Consider the following 16,961-nt stretch of genomic DNA (forward strand, 5'->3'; position numbering starts at 1 on the left):
GCGTACTGGAGGTACGTGAGGATTCCCCGACGGGCCCCGCAACAACGCAGATCGCCCGCCCGGTAGCCAGTCACACCCCCACCCTCAAGGGCGTAGCGAGCGGGATGAGCTGCTAGGCGCGGGTGGCGGGGAACCGGAGCGTACTGGAGGTACGTGAGGATTCCCCGACGGGCCCCGCAACAACGCAGATCGCCCGCCCGGTAGCCAGTCAACTAAAACGGGAATTTCATGCCGCCGGGGAGGCCGGGCATCCCCGCCGTCAGCTTGCCCATCTTCTCCTGCGACGTATCTTCCGCCTTGCGCACCGCAGCATTAAACGCCGCGGCCACCAGGTCTTCGAGCATGTCTTTGTCTTCGGCCAGCAAGCTGGGGTCGATGGTGATGCGTTTGACGTCGTGCTTGCAGGTCATCACGACCTTGACCAGCCCGGCGCCTGCCTCGCCTTCGACCTCGACATGCGCCAATTCGTCCTGCGCCTTCTTGAGGTTGTCCTGCATGGCCTGGGCCTGCTTCATGAGGCCGGCGAGTTGTCCCTTGTTGAACATGGTGAAATCCTTTGTTGATCGATGGGGGGCGGCCTACAAGGGCCGGATGCTTCCAGGAACGATTTTCGCGCCATGGTTCTGCACCATGGCTTGCACGAAGGGGTCGTTCATGACAATGGCGCGGGCGCGCTCCAGGTCGGCATTTTCCTGTGCCGTATTGCGCCGGGCCGGCGTATCGCTGACGCGGCCCGTTTCAACACTAATGCGCTCGGCGTGCCCCGCGGCAGACAGCGCCGCCCGCAGACGCTCGCGGCTTGCCGGCTGGTTGAGCGATTCGCGCTCCACCCGCAGCAGCCAATGGTCGCCATCGCGCGCGATGAGCTGCGATTGCAGCGCCAGCTCGCGCACCAGGGCGGTGACCGATTCGCTGGCAATGAGCTGCTGCACCACGGCGTGCCAGCAATCGCCCTCCTCGGTCGGCTCGGACTGCGGCGCCTGCCCCTCGGCCCGGGGCTGCAGGCGAGGGCCGGGCTCGGGCATTTCGCGCACCGGCACGTTAAGCACAGACGGCGCTGGTTCGCGGGCGAGTACTGGGGGATGCGCGGAGGCTGTCGCCGTGGCGCTGGCTTCGGGCGCTGCGTGCTCGACCCCCTCGCCAGACACCACTGGCGCCGCCGGGGTGCCATTCGCTTCGTTTTCGATAGCTGCTTGCGCAGGCGGGGCATGCGCTAGAGGCTTATTTTCCTCAGAATTTTCGGCTGTCGCGGGCGGCACCACCATTTCTGCCGCCGCGGGTGCGACCGGCGCTTGGGCCACTGGCGCAGCGGGCTCAGCCGTCAGCGCTGTTTTTTTTTCCGGCGCGCCGCCCGCTGGCTTGAAAGCCAGCAGGCGCAGCAGGACCATGGTGAGCGCCGCGTACTCGTCGGGCGCCAGGCCCAGCTCGGCGCGGCCGTGCAGGCACATGCTGTAGAGCAGTTGCGTCTCGTCGGGTGGCAGCAGCGCCGCCAGGCGCGCGGTTTCCTGCGCCTCGGCGTCGTCTTCGCCCGATTGGCGGTGGCCAGGGACCGCCTGCAGCACGGCCATGCGCTGCAGCAGGGCGCACATGTCTTCCAGCGCAGCGGCAGCCGACAGGCCGTGCAGGCGCAGCGCCTCGGCGGTCTCAACCACCGTGCGGCCGTCGCCACGCGCCAGTGCATCGACGAGGCGGGTGACGTGCGAGCGGTCCACACTGCCCAGCATCTGGCGCACTGCGGCCTCCTCGATGCTGCCGCTGCCAAAGGCAATGGCCTGGTCGGCAAGCGAGAGCGCGTCGCGCATGGAGCCGCGCGCGCCGCGCGCCAGCAGGCGCAGTGCCGCCGGCTCGGCGGCCACCTGCTCGGCGGCGAGCACATGAGCGAGGTGCTCCTGCACGGTATCGGGCGCCATGGGGCGCAGGTTGAATTGCAGGCAGCGCGAGAGCACCGTCACCGGCACCTTCTGTGGGTCGGTCGTCGCCAGCACGAACTTGAGGTATTCGGGCGGCTCCTCCAGCGTCTTGAGCATGGCGTTGAACGCCGTGGTCGTCAGCATGTGGACTTCGTCGATCATGAAGACCTTGAAGCGCCCCTGCACCGGTTTGTAAACCGCTTGTTCAAGCAGACTTTGCACCTCGTCCACGCCCCGGTTGGACGCCGCATCCAGCTCGGTGTAGTCGACAAAACGGCCGGCATCAATCGCCGTGCAGGCCGCGCAGACGCCGCAAGGGGTCGCCGTGATGCCGCCCTTCCCATCTGGCCCCTGGCAATTGAGCGACTTGGCCAAAATGCGAGAGACCGTGGTCTTGCCGACGCCGCGCGTGCCGGTAAACAGATAGGCATGGTGCAGCCGCTGCTGGGTGAGCGCATTGGTCAGTGCCTGCACCACATGCTGCTGGCCAACCATTTCGCCAAAATTGCGCGGGCGGTACTTGCGGGCGAGCACGAGGTAGGACATGTGGCAGGATTCTATGTGGCAGCGAACGTGACCCGCTCGCGTTCATGAGATATTCATCTTGCACTGCTAGCATCGGGTTTCTTTGTACAGGAAAACCCTATGACGCCCAACACCTTGGCCCATCACTACAGCCGCTGGTCGATTGCCCTGCACTGGTTGATGGTCGTGCTGCTGGTGGCTACCGCCGCCACCATGGAGCTAAAAGGAATCTACCCCAAAGGCAGCGCCGGGCGCAATTTGCTCAGGTCGGTGCATTTCCTCCTCGGTCTGTCCGTTTTTGCCTTGGTGTGGCTGCGCCTGCTGGCGCGCGCACTGGGCAGGACCCCCACCATCACCCCGGCGCCACCTGCATGGCAAGCCATGCTGAGCCATGTGGTGCACCTGGCGTTGTATGCGCTGATGATCGGCCTGCCGCTTCTGGGCTGGATGACCCTGAGCGCCAGGGGCGCACCCGTCACCTTGCCAGGCGGGTTTGGGCTCCCCCTGCTGCCTATCACTGAGAGCAAGGAAACAGCAAGCTGGATCAAGGAACTGCACGAAACCGGCGCCACGGTCGGCTATGTGCTGGTTGGCCTGCACGCCGCAGCCGCCCTGTTTCACCACTATGTCCAGCGCGATGACACCGTGCTGCGCATGCTGCCTGGCACACGCTGAAGCGCACGCAGCGCGTCGCATACAATCAGCGGTGACGGGCCTCCTCGCATGGTGAAGCAGCCAACCGGGTCAGGTGGGGAACCAAGCAGCCCTAACTGTGGAGCCAGTGCCGGGGTAAGGCTCGTCAACTTCTTCTTCGGCACTGCGCCAGGCAGTGCCTTCACTGCGTGCCGTGCGCCAGCAACGTTGCGACTTCCGGCGCCGAGCGCACGCCCAGCTTGCTGAAAACCCGGGCGCGGTGCACCTCCACGGTGCGCACGGCAATGCCCAGTTCATCGGCAATGACCTTGTTGAGCCGCCCCAGGGCGACGCGCTGCATGACCTCTTGTTCGCGCTCCGTCAGGCTGGCCAAGCGGGCGCGCAGCTCTGCACCGCGAGCCTGGTGGTTGTGCATCGCAGCATCTACCGCCAGCGCCTGCTCCAGGCGGTCCACCAGCGTGTTGTCGCTATAGGGTTTTTCAAGAAAATCAAAGGCCCCTTTCTTCAGGGCCTCCACCGCCATGGGAATATCACCATGGCCAGTCATCAGAAGCACGGGGTTGCGCACGCCGCGAACCAAAAGTTCACCGTGCAGCGCCAGGCCTGAGACCGGATCCATGCGCACATCGAGCAGAAAACACCCGCGCAGGCGGTCCGCAGGCGCCAGGTTCTGCAGCAGTTCGGCCGCGCTGGCAAAACTTTGCACCGCCAGATTGCGCGACTGCAGCAGAAAGACCAGCGCGTCGCGCACCGCCGCTTCGTCGTCCACCAGATAGACACAGGGTTGGAGCGCGCCGCTTGCAGTGTTCATATCAAAGCTTTCTCAATGATCTCTGGCGAATCTGCCAACACGGTCACGGCCATCGGCAAAATGAAACTGATGCGCGCGCCGCCCTGGGGGAGATCCGCCGCATCCATGGAACCGTAATGCGCCTCAATGATCGAGCGGCAAATGGCCATGCCCATGCCCATGCCGTCGGTCTTGGTAGAGAAAAAGGGCTGACACAGCTGCTCAATGCCCTGCCCCTTCAGACCAGGGCCATTGTCACAAACATCAAAGCGCACAAACCGCTCCGAGACGACACTAAAACCCAGCGTGATGGTTTTGGGCAAGCGCCCGGAATCCGCGCCTGTAGTCAGCGCGTCGGCGGCGTTGCGGATCAGGTTGATGAGCACCTGCTCCAGCAGCACGCGGTCGCCCTCCACCAGATGCGTACGCACGGGCAGCTGGTTGACTACGCGCACCCGGCGCTGCGACAGGTCGCGCCCCAGCAATTGCACCGCTTGGGTGGCAATGTCCGCAAGATCGCAAGGCTCTCGGTGCGGTTCTCTGCGCGACAAAAAATCCCGGATGCGTTGCACGATGGCCGCGGCATGCTCCGTCTGCTCGGCCTGGCGTGCCAGCGCCAAGGTGATGTGCCCATCGGTCACGTCGCGGTTCTTGAGCGCATTTTGCAAACCGGCGTTGTAGCTGGAAATTGCCGCCAGCGGCTGGTTGAGCTCGTGCGCCAAGGTCGAGGCGATTTCGCCCAAGGTGGCCAACCGAGCCTGGGTCGCCATGGCTTCGGTACGGCGCCGCTCGCTCTCCTGCGCACGAAGGCGTTCGGTGATATCGAGCACCGACCCCATCCAGCCGACCTGGCTGCCGCGCGCATCAATGAGGGGCGCTTCCACGATCAGCACCTCCAGAACGCCACCATCCCGCTTCCTCCAACGCACCTCATAGCCTTCTGGGGGCGCCCGCCCCGACATGGTGCGCCGGTGCAAGACCTGCATCTCATCCATGTTCTCGCTTTCCCAGTAAGGCATGGGCGGAACATGGCCCAAGAGCTCCTGAACACTGTAGCCGACCATATCGGCAAAGGCGCGGTTGACGTAGAGCAGGCGCCCGTGCAGGTCGCGGGCACGCAGGCCGACACGCAGCGACTCGCCCATGGCCGTGCGCCAGGCTGCCTCGGTGCGCCAGGCCGCCTCGGCACGCCGCACGCCCTGCATCTGGCGGCGCAGCAGCAGCGAGGCCCAGCCGATCATGGCCAGCAAAGCACCCAACAGCCAAGACGGAAAGGTGCGAAACCAGGGGCGAAAGCGCTCACGCAGAGCCAGTTCCAGGTAGGTCTCGCTCAGCAGGGGCGAGAGGCTGATGCGGTGCGACAGCGGTGGAACCGCAAAGCGCCAGGCGGCGCCAGGCGCGGCAGCCACCACCTGGTCAAAATCGTCCATCAGGCGGATGTCGTAGCGCTGTCCCATCCACCAGGGCGTCAACTCTTTGAGCAAGCGCGCCGGCTGCAGCCTGGCAATGAGCATGCCGGTCTGCCTGCCGCCATGGTGGAGCGGCGCCAGCAGATGCACCGAGACACCCGTCGGCGTGTCGTCGCGCCCCAGGGCATGGCGCGGGTCGGGCACCTCCGCCAGAATGCGATTGTTCGGGTCAAGCCAGATCAGGCTGACCCAGTACGCCTGTTGCGCACTGCGCACCGCGCTGTCCAACGCCAGGTTCTCGGGCGTAACCCCGTCGGCCACCAAATGCGCGGCCAAGCCGTCAAGGCGCAACTGCTCGGACTCAATGCGCGCACTCAGCTTGTCTTGCAGCCCCAGTGCGTCCACTTCCATGGTGTGGCGCAGCGCCTCCAGGTCGCGCCGATCGCTGGCCTCAAGCACCGCCATCACGGCCAGCACCAGAACCACCGCCAGGCAAAACGGCAAGACCCACAGCCATGCGCGCAGCTTCTGGTGCGACGGTGATGCGGGCAATGCGGGGGGAATCAGTGGCGACGGCACCAAAACAGTCTAAGGCCTCGGCACTGCGGTTGTCGGGGCGGCGGCTGTGTTGTGGAAATCCACAATGCCGCAAAATCGGGAAATGCAGAAAAATCCCCCTGCACAGCGGTGCACTCCTGCCCCGTTTCATCACCGGAGACATCTCATGAAAAAACGTTCTTTCCTGCTCGCGGTCGCCCTTACAGCCAGTTTTGGCGCCTATGCCCAGGCGCCCATCGTCATCAAGTTCAGTCATGTGGTGGCAACGGACACCCCAAAAGGAAAGGCAGCAGATTTCTTCGCCAAACGTGCCGCCGAGTTGACCAAGGGCCGCGTCAAGGTTGAGGTGTACCCCAACAGCCAGCTCTACAAGGACAAAGAGGAGATGGAAGCGCTGCAGCTGGGCTCGGTCCAGATGCTGGCGCCGTCGCTGTCGAAGTTTGCACCGCTCGGCGTGCGTGAGTTCGAGGTGTTTGACCTGCCCTACCTGTTCGACAACTACGACGAGCTGCACAAGGTCACTCAGGGCCCCGTCGGCAAGAGCCTGCTGGACAAACTTCAGCCCAAGGGCATCACCGGCCTGGCCTATTGGGACAACGGCTTCAAGTCGTTCTCGGCCAACCGGCCGCTGCACGCGCCGGCAGACTTCAAGGGCCTGAAGATGCGCATCCAATCGTCCAAGGTACTGGACGCGCAGATGCGTGCCCTGGGCGCCATCCCGCAGGTGATGGCGTTCAGCGAGGTCTACCAGGCCCTGCAGACCGGTGTGGTCGATGGCACAGAAAACCCGCACTCCAACCTCTACACCCAGAAGATGTATGAAGTGCAAAAGGACATGACGCTCTCCAACCACGGCTACCTCGGCTATGCCGTTGTCGTGAACAAGAAGTTCTGGGACGGCCTGCCAGCAGATATCCGCACCGAGCTCAACCAAGCCATGACCGAAGCCACCAAGGTGGCTAACGACGATGCGAAACAGGACAACGACAACGCACTGGCCAAGGTGAAGGCTTCCGGCAAGACCAACGTCTACACACCCACCGATGCGGAAAAATTGGCGCTGAAAAAAGCCCTGATTCCCGTGCACAAGCAGATGGCCTCGCGCATTGGCGAAGACACCATCAAGGCGATCTACAAGGAAACCGGCTTCGATCCGTCGAAGCTCTAAAGCAGCAGCAGCATGAAGCGCCGGGTTGATCGCCGTGTCAGCCCGGCGCTTCGCGCATCCGCAGGCAGATGCCCCTTCCCCGCCTTTTGTCCACGCCGCATCTCGGTAGCGCATACCGAAAACGTTCCGCGGTCGCTTGTGACCGCAAGGAGAAGCTGTTGTGAAATGGCTTGATCATCTTGAAGAGTGGCTCATCACCGTGTTGATGGGGCTGGCCACGCTCATTACTTTTCTGGCGGTGATCCACCGCTACGCCTCGGGCCTGGCGATACCGGGCCTGCAGGACTGGCTGCTGCGGCAGGACGTGTCCTGGGCGCAGGAAGCCACCATCTACCTTTTCGTGTGGATGGCCAAGTTCGGCGCTGCCTACGGCGTGCGGACCGGCATCCACGTCGGCGTTGACGTGGCGATCAACCGATTGCCCGAGCGCACACGCGGAAAAATCATCGTCTTTGGCTTGCTGGCTGGCGCCTTCTTCACCTTCTCGCTCGCCTCCTTCGGCGGAAGTTTTGTTTGGGAAAATGGCGCGCACTACCGCATTTTCAGCATCCTGGGCCTGAGCCTTGACGGCCTCACGCAAGGGCCTGTCACGCCCGACATGGAGATGCCGACCTGGATCGTGTACTCCGCCATTCCGCTGGGTTCCGGCTTGATGTGCTTTCGCTTCCTGCAAGTGGCGTGGAATTTCATCCGTACCGGCGAACTGCCCCACCATGACCACGGCCACGTCGACGGCCTGGAAGAAGGCGTCGAGGAAGACGCCGCCCCCGATTTGCACCCGCAGGAGCACACGCGATGAACGGTCTGATCATTTTTGGGCTTTTGCTCACGCTGATGCTCACCGGCATGCCGGTGTCCATTGCTCTGGGCCTGACCGTTCTGAGCTTCATCTTCGGTTTCACCGATGTACCGGCACAGGCCGTGGCATTGAAGCTTTTCACCGGCATCGAGAACTTCGAGATCATGGCGGTGCCGTTTTTCATCCTGGCAGGCAATTTTCTGACGCACGGTGGTGTTGCCAAGCGGATGATCACCTTCGCCGCCTCCATGGTGGGCCATTGGTATGGCGGCCTGGGTCTGGCCGGCGTGCTGGCCTGCGCGCTGTTTGCCGCCGTTTCCGGCTCATCCCCGGCAACCGTGGTGGCCATCGGCTCGATTCTGCTGCCAGCGATGGTCAAGGCAGGCTTTCCCAAGAGCTTCGGTGCCGGCGTTATCACGACCTCGGGCGCGCTGGGTATCCTGATCCCACCCTCGATCGTGATGGTGATGTATTCGGTCTCCACCAACACCTCGCTCGGCGCACTGTTCATGGCCGGCGTGGTCCCCGGCATCGTGCTGGCGTTTTTGCTGGGGCTGACAACCTGGTACCGGGCGCGCAAAAACAACTACCCTCGTTTGCCCAAAGCCAGCTGGGCCACACGTGGCAAGGCGTTTCGCGAGTCCTTCTGGGGGCTCATGCTGATCGTGATCGTGATGGGCGGCATCTACGCGGGCCTCTTTACGCCAACAGAAGCAGCAGCCATGAGTGCGGTGTACGCGTTCGTCGTGGCGGTCTTTGTCTACAAGGATTTGCGCCTGAGCGAAGTGCCACGGGTGCTGCTGGCATCCGCCAACATGAGCGCCATGCTGCTCTACATCATCACCAACGCGGTGCTGTTCAGCTTTGTTCTCACCAACGAGCAGATCCCGCAGCACCTGGCGGACTGGATGGTGGGAATGGGACTGGGCCCCATCGCCTTCCTGCTGGTGTGCAACGTCCTGCTGCTGGTGGCAGGCAATTTCATGGAGCCATCGTCCATTGTGCTGATCATGGCGCCCATCCTCTTTCCGGTCGCCGTGAAGATGGGCATCGACCCGGTGCACTTCGGCATCATGATGGTCGTCAACATGGAGGTCGGCATGTGCCATCCGCCGGTGGGGCTCAATCTGTACGTGGCCTCCGGCATCACCCAGATGGGGATTACGGAGCTCACCGTCGCCGTCTGGCCCTGGCTGCTGACGATGTTGGGCTTTCTTGTCGCCGTCACCTACTGGCCGCCAATGACGCTCTGGCTACCGCACATACTGGGGATGGGCAGGTGAGCCGCTAAACCCTTTATCGCGCCACTTCTGGCCTGCTGCGCCTCCCCGTTCAGCAGTGCCTCAGTGGCGCGAACGGCGCTTGCGGGGCCGAGGCGCGTCGGCGCTTGCGGCGTTTTCTTTGGATTTTCCCAGGCGCGACTCCGTTCCCTTGATCAGACGCGCGATGTTGTCCTTGTGCCGCCAGGTCAGCAAGCTCGACATCACCACGATGGACGCGGCGATGGTGCGCTCGGTATCCCAGACGATGCCGCCCACCATCACGTAGTACACCGGTGCAAACAAGGCGCTGGCCAGCGAGGCGAGCGATGAATAACGGAAGAAAAACGCCACGATGAGCCAGGTGGCGACAGTGGCCAGCCCCAGCCAGGGACTGAAGCCCACCAGCACGCCCAGCGCGGTGGCCACGCCCTTACCGCCCTGAAAACGGAAAAACACCGGCCACAGGTGGCCCGCGAAAGCGGCCAGCCCCACCATCGCCTGCGTGCCGTCCTCCAGCCCATACGGCGCACCGTACCAGCGCACCAGCACCACCGGCAGCCAGCCCTTGGCGGCGTCGAGCAGCAGCGTGACGATGGCGGCGGCCTTGCTGCCCGAGCGCAGCACGTTGGTGGCTCCAGGGTTCTTGCTGCCAAAGGTACGCGGATCGGCCAGGCCCATGGCGCGGCTGACGACAACGGCAAACGACAGGGAGCCCAGCAGGTAGGCGGCAAGCACGGCGACAAAGCTATAGGCAACAGGCACGGAGGCAACTCCAGAAATTCAAACGCAAACGGACAGCAATGGCCCGCACCAGCGAACGGCGGGCCATTGTGCCAGCCACCCGGACCTGGGCGGCGAACACGCGCCTACATCTCCAGCGCGCATTGCACCGGCCGAGCACCCAGCAATTGCACACAGACCTGTGGATCCATCTGCACCAGAAACCCACGCCGCCCGCCGTTGATGGCGATGCGCGGCAGCGTGAGGATGCTCTCCTCGATGTACACGGGCATCTCGCGGCGCGTGCCAAAGGGCGACGTGCCACCCACCAGGTAGCCGCTGTGGCGGTTGGCGACCTCGGGCTTGCAGGGTTCGACCGATTTGGCACCTATCTGGCGTGCCAGGTTCTTGGTGGACACGGTGCGGTTGCCGTGCATCAGCACCAGTAGGGGTTTGGCGTCCTGGTCCTGCATGACCAGCGTCTTGACCACGGCGTACGGGTCCAGCCCCAGCACCGCCGCGCTGTGCTGGGCGCCACCGTGCTCCAGGTACTCGTAGGGGTGGCCGGTGAACGCCACGCCGTGCGCACGCAGCATCTGCGTCGCAGGGGTTTCGCTGACGTGCGCGGCCTTGCTGTCTTTCTTTGCCATAGTTTGAAAATGATAGCTGTTCGCGCTTACAGCATAAGCGCTAGGGCCTCATTTGACCTCAAATTGCGGGGTCGCCCATTTCCCAGCGCAGCACGTCGATCGCGGCGAGCAGCTCCGGGCTGAGCGTGGCGCCAAAAGCGCCAATATCTTCCTCCAGCTGCGCCAGCGAGGTCACGCCAATGATGGTGCTGGCGACCTGCCACTTGGTAGCGCAAAAGGCCAACGCCATCTGCGTGGGGCTCAATCCGTGGTCGCGTGCCAGCTGGTTGTAGCGGCGCGCGGCCGCGAGCGCCTCGGGCCGGCCCCAGCGCTGCTTGCGCACGCTGGCGTAGCTGGCAATGCGCGCACCAGCGGGCGCATTCGGGCCCTCGATGCCGCTTGCGTCGTACTTGCCGGTGAGCAGACCAAAGCCGAGGGGCGAATAGGCCAGCAAGCCCACCTTCAGCCGATGGCAGGTTTCGTCCAGGGCGTTCTCGTAGCTGCGGTTGATCAGGCAGTACGGGTTTTGCACGCTCACGACGCGGGGCAGCCCGTGTTGCTCGGCCAGCCGCACAAATTCATGCACGCCATACGGCGTTTCATTGGACAAACCAATGTGGCGCACCTTGCCAGCGCGCACCAGGCCGGCAAGCGCATTGAGTTGCGCGTGGATGGGCGTTTGCGATGTTTCCTTGGCCGGGTCGTAGTACTGGGTGCCAAAGGCTGGCACATGGCGCTCGGGCCAGTGGATCTGGTAGAGGTCAATGACGTCGGTCTGCAGGCGCCGCAGGCTGGCCTCACAGGACGCGACGATGTCGGCCGGCGTCATGCCCTTCCCTTCGCGCACCCAGGGCATGCCGCGCGACGGCCCAGCCACCTTGGTGGCCAGCACGATCTTGGCGTGCAGACCGGGCCGCGAAGCAAACCAGTTGCCGAGGATGGTCTCGGTCGCACCAAAAGTTTCGGCACGCGCCGGCACGGCGTACATCTCGGCCGTGTCAAGGAAATTGATGCCGCGCTCGACCGCACGGTCCAGGATGGCATGGGCGGTGGGCTCGTCCACCTGTTCGCCAAAGGTCATGGTGCCCAGGCAGATGGGGGTGACGTGCAGGTCGCTCTGACCGAGTTGGAGTGTTTTCATGCGGTGCGGGGCTTGTCAAAAGGGAGCGCTGCAGTTTACGGGCGCGGGCGCAATCGTGCAGGCGAGCAAGCGCACAGGTGTTTGTCGCCGCAAGGACAAGCCGCTTGCGCAAGCCATGAATAATTGGCGGATGTATTTCGAACGCTTTCCCGCCCGCACCGAGTTCGTGCGCATCCGCTCACTCGACTACCACGTCTGGCGCTGGGGAGCGCCCGAGGTCGATGCTCCGCCACTTGTTTTGGTGCATGGCTGGATGGACGTGGGCGCTTCCTACCAGTTCATGGTGGACGCCCTGTCCGAGGCCTTCGTGCAAGGCCGGACCATCCTCGCACCCGACTGGCGCGGTTTCGGGCTCACCAAGCCCCCGGTGCCCACCGACCACTACGCCTTTGCGGACTACCTGGCCGACCTGGACCAGTTGCTGGACCACTGCGCCGGCGATCGCCCGGTGGACCTGGTGGGCCACAGCATGGGCGGCAACATCGCCATGATGTACGCGGGGGTGCGGCCGGCGCGGGTGCGGCGCCTGGTGAACCTGGAAGGCTTTGGCCTGCCCGCCTCCCAACCGGAGTCTGCGGTGCGCCGCTATGCGGAGTGGATGGACGAAATCCGCCAACTCGAACGCGGCGAGATGGCGCTCAAAAGCTACGACAGCCTGGACGGCGTGGCGCGGCGGCTCATGAAGACCAACCCACGCCTCTCGCAGGACAAGGCGCAATGGCTGGCACAGCATTGGGCCGCGCAGGACGCGTCAGGCCGCTGGGCCATCCTGGGCGACGCCGCGCACAAGGTGAAGAGCGCGCAGATCTACCGCGTGGACGAGGCGCAAGCGCTCTACGCCGCCATCACCGCGCCCACGCTGGCGGTGGAAGCCAGCGGAGACAGCCTGGGCCAGTGGTGGCAGGGCCACTACACGCTGGCGCAGTACCACGAGCGCCTGAAAGCCGTGGCGGACTGCCGCACCGCCGTCATCCAGGACGCCGGCCATATGCTGCACCACGACCAGCCCGAGGCGCTGGCACAACTGATAGAAACCTTTTTGCGCGACTGACGTCCGATTTATTTGATGAAAATAGCCATCTAACGCTTATCCTGTAAGCGTTAAAAGCTATCAAGAACATAGTATCAGGCTGCGCGAGCAGCTTCGGCCAAGCGCTCGGCACAGCGGCTTGCCTGCGCAGCGTCGCGCGCCTCCACCATCACCCGCAGTACCGGCTCGGTGCCGCTGGCGCGAATCAGCACACGGCCCAGGGCGCCCAGTTCGGCCTGCACGGCTTCGGTTTCCCGCGCCAGATGGGCATTGCCGCGCCAGTCGCTGCCGGGCGCCAGCCGGACATTGAGCAGCACCTGCGGGAACAGCGTCACCTCTTCCATCAACTGCGCCAGCGTGCGGCCACTGCGCACCACACACTGCAGCACCTGCAAGGCGCTCACCAGGCCATCGCCCGTGGTCTGCTTGTCGAGCGCCAGCAGGTGGCCCGAGCCCTCACCGCCCAGCAACCAGCGGCGCTGCGCCAGCTCTTCCAACACGTAGCGGTCGCCCACCTTGGCGCGCACGAGCTTGACACCGCGTTCGGCCAATGCCAGCTCCACCGCCATATTGGTCATCAGGGTGCCGACCACGCCCGGCACGAGTTCGTCGCGGCCCATGCGCTCGCGCGCCATGAGGTAGAGCAGTTCGTCGCCGTTGTAGAGGCGGCCAGCGGCGTCCACGACCTGCAGACGGTCGGCATCGCCGTCGAGTGCAATGCCGTAGTCGGCATGGTTGGCGCGCACCGCGAGCACCAGGGCGTCGGGATGCGTGGCACCGACCTCGTGGTTGATGTTGAAGCCGTCCGGCGCGCAGCCCATGGCGATCACGTCAGCACCCAATTCGTGGAACACCTTGGGTGCTACCTGGTAGGCAGCTCCGTGCGCAGCATCCACGACGATTTTGAGCCCTTTGAGCGTGAGGTCGTGGGCAAAGGTGCTCTTGCAAAACTCGATGTAACGCCCCGAGGCATCGTCCAGCCGACGCGCTTTGCCCAAGGAGGCCGAATCCGCCCACACAGGCAGTTCCTGCAGCGCCTCCTCAACGGCCCGCTCCCAGCTGTCCGGCAGCTTGCTGCCTTGGGCACTGAAGAACTTGATGCCGTTGTCTGCAAACGGGTTGTGGCTGGCGCTGATGACCACACCCAGGCTGGCCCGCTGGGCACGCGTCAAGTAGGCAACGGCGGGCGTGGGCAGCGGCCCGAGCAAGACCACATCGACACCAGCAGAATTAAAGCCTGATTCCAGTGCGCTTTCGAGCATGTAGCCCGAAATGCGCGTGTCTTTGCCAATCAGCACCGTAGGGCGCTCTTCGCTGCGCTTGAGCACGCGGCCCACGGCATGGCCGAGGCGCAGCATGAAGTCGGGTGTGATGGGCGGTTGCCCTACCGTACCGCGGATGCCATCGGTGCCGAAATACTGTCGGTCCATTTTTCCTCCCAAAATTTTCTTGTGCAGGCCGTGCGAGCAAGCCACTTAGAGCCTGTTCAAAGTGGCCTGCCCGCTGGCCGAGCGCCATACGGCGAGCGCCTGCACGGTCTCACGTACATCGTGCACACGCACGACACGGGCGCCACGCTCGACCGCCAGCAGTGCCGCGGCAATGCTGGGAATCAGGCGCTCGCCCACTTCCTGCCCCGTCACCGCACCCAGCGATGACTTGCGCGACCAGGCAGCGAGCAGCGGGTAGCCAGTGGCCAGCAGCTCGTGCTGACGCGCCAGCAGGGAAAAATTCTGCGCCACGGTCTTGCCAAAGCCAATTCCAGGATCGAGCAAAATTCGGCTCTTTTCAACGCCTAGCGCTTGCAGAATGGACGCTTGCCGCTTCAAAAAAAGGAGCACTTGTGCAGGCACATCGCCCTCCATGGGCGCTGCCTGCATGGTCTGCGGTTCGCGGTGCATGTGCATCAGGCAGACGCCACAACGCGGGTGCCCGGCCACCACTTGCGCCGCATCGCCGCAGCGCAGGGCCCAGACGTCGTTGATGACGTCGGCGCCCAGGTCAAGGACCGCTCGCATCACCTCAGGTTTGTAGGTATCCACCGAGACCGGCACACCCAGCGCCACAGCACCGCGCACCACTGGCAGCACACGGGCAAGCTCCTCTTCCAGAGGGACGGGAGGACTGCCGGGCCGCGTGGATTCGCCACCGATGTCAAGCAGATCAGCCCCGTCCTTCAGCAGCACCTCGCAGTGGCGCAGGGCGGCTGCAGCGTTGGCGTGTTTGCCCCCATCGGAGAAAGAATCTGGCGTGACATTGACGATGCCCATGACCTGCGGGCGGCCGAGGTCGATGGCGAAGCGGCTGGTTTGCCAGAGCATGGGGGTGATTGGTGCAGAAGAATGAACAAACGGGGCTTGCGCCCCGTTTGTTCGTTGCAGGAATGCCTGCATCAGGCCGCTGTCGGCGCCGGATCGGGTGCCACGGCAGGTGTGCCGCCGGTCGGGCCATCACCGCCCGACGAGGGCGTGCGCGGCGTCCAGTCCTTGGGCGGGCGCGGCGGCTTGCCGGCCATAATGTCGTCGAGTTGGTCGGTGTCGATGGTCTCCCATTCGAGCAGCGCCTTGGCCATGGCGTGCATCTTGTCGCGGTTGTCCTCGATCAGCTTGCGTGCCTGGGCGTACTGCTCATCGATGATCTTGCGCACTTCCTGATCGACCTTTTGCATGGTCGACTCGCTCATGGTGGTGGTTTTGGTGACCGAACGCCCCAGGAACACTTCACCTTCGTTCTCGGCATAGACCATGGGACCAAGCGCATCGGTCATGCCGTAGCGCGTGACCATGTCGCGGGCAATCGAGGTCGCCCGCTCGAAGTCGTTGCTGGCGCCCGTGGTCATCTGGCCCATGAACACTTCCTCGGCAATGCGGCCGCCAAAGAGCATGCTGATCTGGTTCAGCATGTATTCCTTGTCGTAGCTGTAGCGGTCTTGCGCCGGCAGGCTCATGGTGACACCCAGCGCACGGCCGCGCGGGATGATGGTGACCTTGTGCACTGGATCGCACTTGGGCAGGAGCTTGCCGATCAGCGCGTGGCCCGACTCATGGTAGGCCGTGTTGCGGCGCTCTTCCTCGGGCATGACCATGCTCTTGCGCTCAGGGCCCATCAGGATCTTGTCCTTGGCGCGCTCGAAATCCTGCATCTCGACCGTACGCGCATTGCGGCGCGCGGCCATCAGCGCGGCCTCGTTGCACAGGTTGGCCAGATCGGCGCCGCTCATACCCGGTGTGCCGCGCGCGATGACGCTGGGGTTCACGTCCTGGCTGACCGGGATTTTGCGCATGTGCACGTTGAGAATCTGCTCGCGGCCGCGGATGTCCGGCAGCGTCACATACACCTGCCGGTCGAAGCGGCCGGGGCGCAGCAATGCAGCGTCAAGAATGTCGGGCCGGTTGGTGGCAGCCACCACAATCACACCCAGGTTGGTCTCGAAGCCGTCCATCTCGACCAGCATCTGGTTCAAGGTCTGCTCGCGCTCGTCGTTGCCGCCGCCCAGGCCTGCGCCACGCTGGCGGCCCACGGCGTCGATTTCGTCGATGAAGATGATGCAGGGAGCGTTCTTCTTGGCGTTCTCGAACATGTCGCGCACCCGGGCCGCGCCCACGCCGACGAACATTTCGACGAAATCAGAGCCGGAAATCGAGAAGAACGGCACCTTGGCCTCGCCCGCAATCGACTTGGCCAGCAGCGTCTTGCCGGTGCCCGGAGGGCCGACCAGCAACAGGCCGCGCGGAATGCGGCCGCCGAGCTTCTGAAAGCGTTGCGGGTCTTTCAGGAAATCGACAACTTCCTTGACTTCTTCCTTGGCCTCGTCGCAACCGGCCACATCGGCAAACGTCACCGTGTTGTTGTTCTCGTCCATCATGCGCGCCTTGCTTTTGCCAAAGCTGAAAGCGCCGCCCTTGCCGCCGCCCTGCATCTGGCGCATGAAGTACACCCAGACACCAATCAGGAGCAGCATCGGGCCCCAGCTGACCAGCAGGGTCATGAGCAGCGAGCCTTCCTCGCGCGGCTTGACATCGAACTTGACGTTGTTGTTGATGAGGTCGCCCACCAGGCCGCGATCGAGGTACGTCGCGGTGGTGCGGATGCGCCGGTCGTCGTTGGTGACAGCGACGATCTCGGTTCCGCCCTGGCCTTCCTGAATGGTGGCGCTCTTGATGCGGTTGTTGCGCACCTCGCTCAGAAACTCGGAGTAGCCCACATGGCCAGCCGACGCACTGACGCGGGTGTCAAATTGTTTGAACACCGTAAAAAGCACCATGGCGATGACAAGCCATACGGCGACTTTCGAAAACCACTGATTGTTCAAGCGGGGCTCCAGAGGGATTGGCAGGGTTGGTTTGACCCAGATAGCGCCAATTTT

Annotated in this window: 15 protein-coding genes and 1 other RNA gene; 6 read left to right on the forward strand and 10 right to left on the reverse strand. The window is 64.0% G+C overall.

The features are described from left to right. Positions 1–212: 212 nt before the first annotated feature. The gene (locus tag AC07ZH_RS12885) at positions 213–545 is read right to left on the reverse strand and encodes a YbaB/EbfC family nucleoid-associated protein (RefSeq protein WP_119110557.1); all 333 of its coding nucleotides are present in this window, start codon (positions 543–545) and stop codon (positions 213–215) included. 33 nt (positions 546–578) lie between these two features. Next, positions 579–2,456, reverse strand: a complete 1,878-nt coding sequence (gene dnaX, locus AC07ZH_RS12890) for a DNA polymerase III subunit gamma/tau (protein WP_495200095.1) — start codon at positions 2,454–2,456, stop codon at positions 579–581. Between the two features lie 99 nt (positions 2,457–2,555). On the opposite strand from dnaX, the gene AC07ZH_RS12895 reads away from it, so the two are divergent. Next, positions 2,556–3,110, forward strand: coding sequence for a cytochrome b (locus tag AC07ZH_RS12895; RefSeq protein WP_495200096.1), 555 nt, complete (start codon positions 2,556–2,558; stop codon positions 3,108–3,110). Between the two features lie 33 nt (positions 3,111–3,143). Further along, positions 3,144–3,239, forward strand: an RNA gene (ffs, locus tag AC07ZH_RS12900) — signal recognition particle sRNA small type. A 31-nt stretch (positions 3,240–3,270) separates the two neighbouring features. Here the strand turns inward: ffs and AC07ZH_RS12905 are convergent. Both AC07ZH_RS12905 and AC07ZH_RS12910 read right to left on the reverse strand, forming a co-directional pair. Next, on the reverse strand, positions 3,271–3,900 hold the full coding sequence (locus AC07ZH_RS12905) for a response regulator transcription factor (protein WP_119110490.1): 630 nt from the start codon (positions 3,898–3,900) through the stop codon (positions 3,271–3,273). Beyond that, positions 3,897–5,840, reverse strand: coding sequence for a sensor histidine kinase (locus AC07ZH_RS12910; protein WP_495200097.1), 1,944 nt, complete (start codon positions 5,838–5,840; stop codon positions 3,897–3,899). Before AC07ZH_RS12910 ends, AC07ZH_RS12905 begins: the two co-directional genes overlap by 4 nt. Before the next feature lie 172 nt (positions 5,841–6,012). Between AC07ZH_RS12910 and AC07ZH_RS12915 the strand changes: the two genes are divergently transcribed. From AC07ZH_RS12915 to AC07ZH_RS12925, 3 genes are all read left to right on the forward strand, one after another. After that, complete coding sequence (locus tag AC07ZH_RS12915) at positions 6,013–7,014, forward strand: TRAP transporter substrate-binding protein (RefSeq protein ID WP_495200098.1); 1,002 nt, start codon at positions 6,013–6,015, stop codon at positions 7,012–7,014. Positions 7,015–7,174: 160 nt separating this feature from the next. After that, the gene (locus tag AC07ZH_RS12920) at positions 7,175–7,813 is read left to right on the forward strand and encodes a TRAP transporter small permease (protein ID WP_199665492.1); all 639 of its coding nucleotides are present in this window, start codon (positions 7,175–7,177) and stop codon (positions 7,811–7,813) included. Next, complete coding sequence (locus tag AC07ZH_RS12925; protein ID WP_495200099.1) at positions 7,810–9,096, forward strand: TRAP transporter large permease; 1,287 nt, start codon at positions 7,810–7,812, stop codon at positions 9,094–9,096. The genes AC07ZH_RS12920 and AC07ZH_RS12925 overlap by 4 nt, the downstream gene beginning before the upstream one ends. 60 nt (positions 9,097–9,156) lie before the next feature. Here the strand turns inward: AC07ZH_RS12925 and plsY are convergent, their stop codons facing one another. The 3 genes from plsY to AC07ZH_RS12940 all read right to left on the reverse strand — a co-directional run bounded on the left by plsY (position 9,157) and on the right by AC07ZH_RS12940 (position 11,565). Further along, complete coding sequence (gene plsY / locus AC07ZH_RS12930; protein ID WP_495200100.1) at positions 9,157–9,837, reverse strand: glycerol-3-phosphate 1-O-acyltransferase PlsY; 681 nt, start codon at positions 9,835–9,837, stop codon at positions 9,157–9,159. A 104-nt stretch (positions 9,838–9,941) separates the two neighbouring features. Next, positions 9,942–10,445, reverse strand: a complete 504-nt coding sequence (locus AC07ZH_RS12935; RefSeq protein ID WP_119110485.1) for an aminoacyl-tRNA deacylase — start codon at positions 10,443–10,445, stop codon at positions 9,942–9,944. Positions 10,446–10,503: 58 nt separating this feature from the next. Continuing rightward, a complete protein-coding gene (locus tag AC07ZH_RS12940) occupies positions 10,504–11,565 on the reverse strand; it encodes an aldo/keto reductase (protein WP_495200101.1) in 1,062 nt (353 codons plus the stop codon). Between the two features lie 130 nt (positions 11,566–11,695). Here AC07ZH_RS12940 and AC07ZH_RS12945 point away from each other — a divergent pair, with 130 nt between their 5' ends. After that, complete coding sequence (locus tag AC07ZH_RS12945) at positions 11,696–12,616, forward strand: alpha/beta fold hydrolase (protein WP_495200144.1); 921 nt, start codon at positions 11,696–11,698, stop codon at positions 12,614–12,616. Positions 12,617–12,690: 74 nt separating this feature from the next. Here the strand turns inward: AC07ZH_RS12945 and glmM are convergent, their stop codons facing one another. The 3 genes from glmM to ftsH all read right to left on the reverse strand — a co-directional run bounded on the left by glmM (position 12,691) and on the right by ftsH (position 16,907). Next, positions 12,691–14,025 carry a phosphoglucosamine mutase gene (gene glmM, locus AC07ZH_RS12950; protein ID WP_495200102.1) on the reverse strand — a complete coding sequence of 445 codons (1,335 nt, stop codon included), beginning with the start codon at positions 14,023–14,025 and terminating at the stop codon, positions 12,691–12,693. Between the two features lie 45 nt (positions 14,026–14,070). Beyond that, positions 14,071–14,916: a dihydropteroate synthase gene (gene folP / locus AC07ZH_RS12955; RefSeq protein WP_495200103.1), complete on the reverse strand. Its 846-nt coding sequence runs from the start codon at positions 14,914–14,916 to the stop codon at positions 14,071–14,073. Positions 14,917–14,987: 71 nt separating this feature from the next. Next, a complete protein-coding gene (gene ftsH, locus AC07ZH_RS12960) occupies positions 14,988–16,907 on the reverse strand; it encodes an ATP-dependent zinc metalloprotease FtsH (protein ID WP_119110480.1) in 1,920 nt (639 codons plus the stop codon). Between the last annotated feature and the right edge of the window lie 54 nt (positions 16,908–16,961).

The organism is Simplicispira sp. GW247-4R2A (assembly GCF_059424465.1).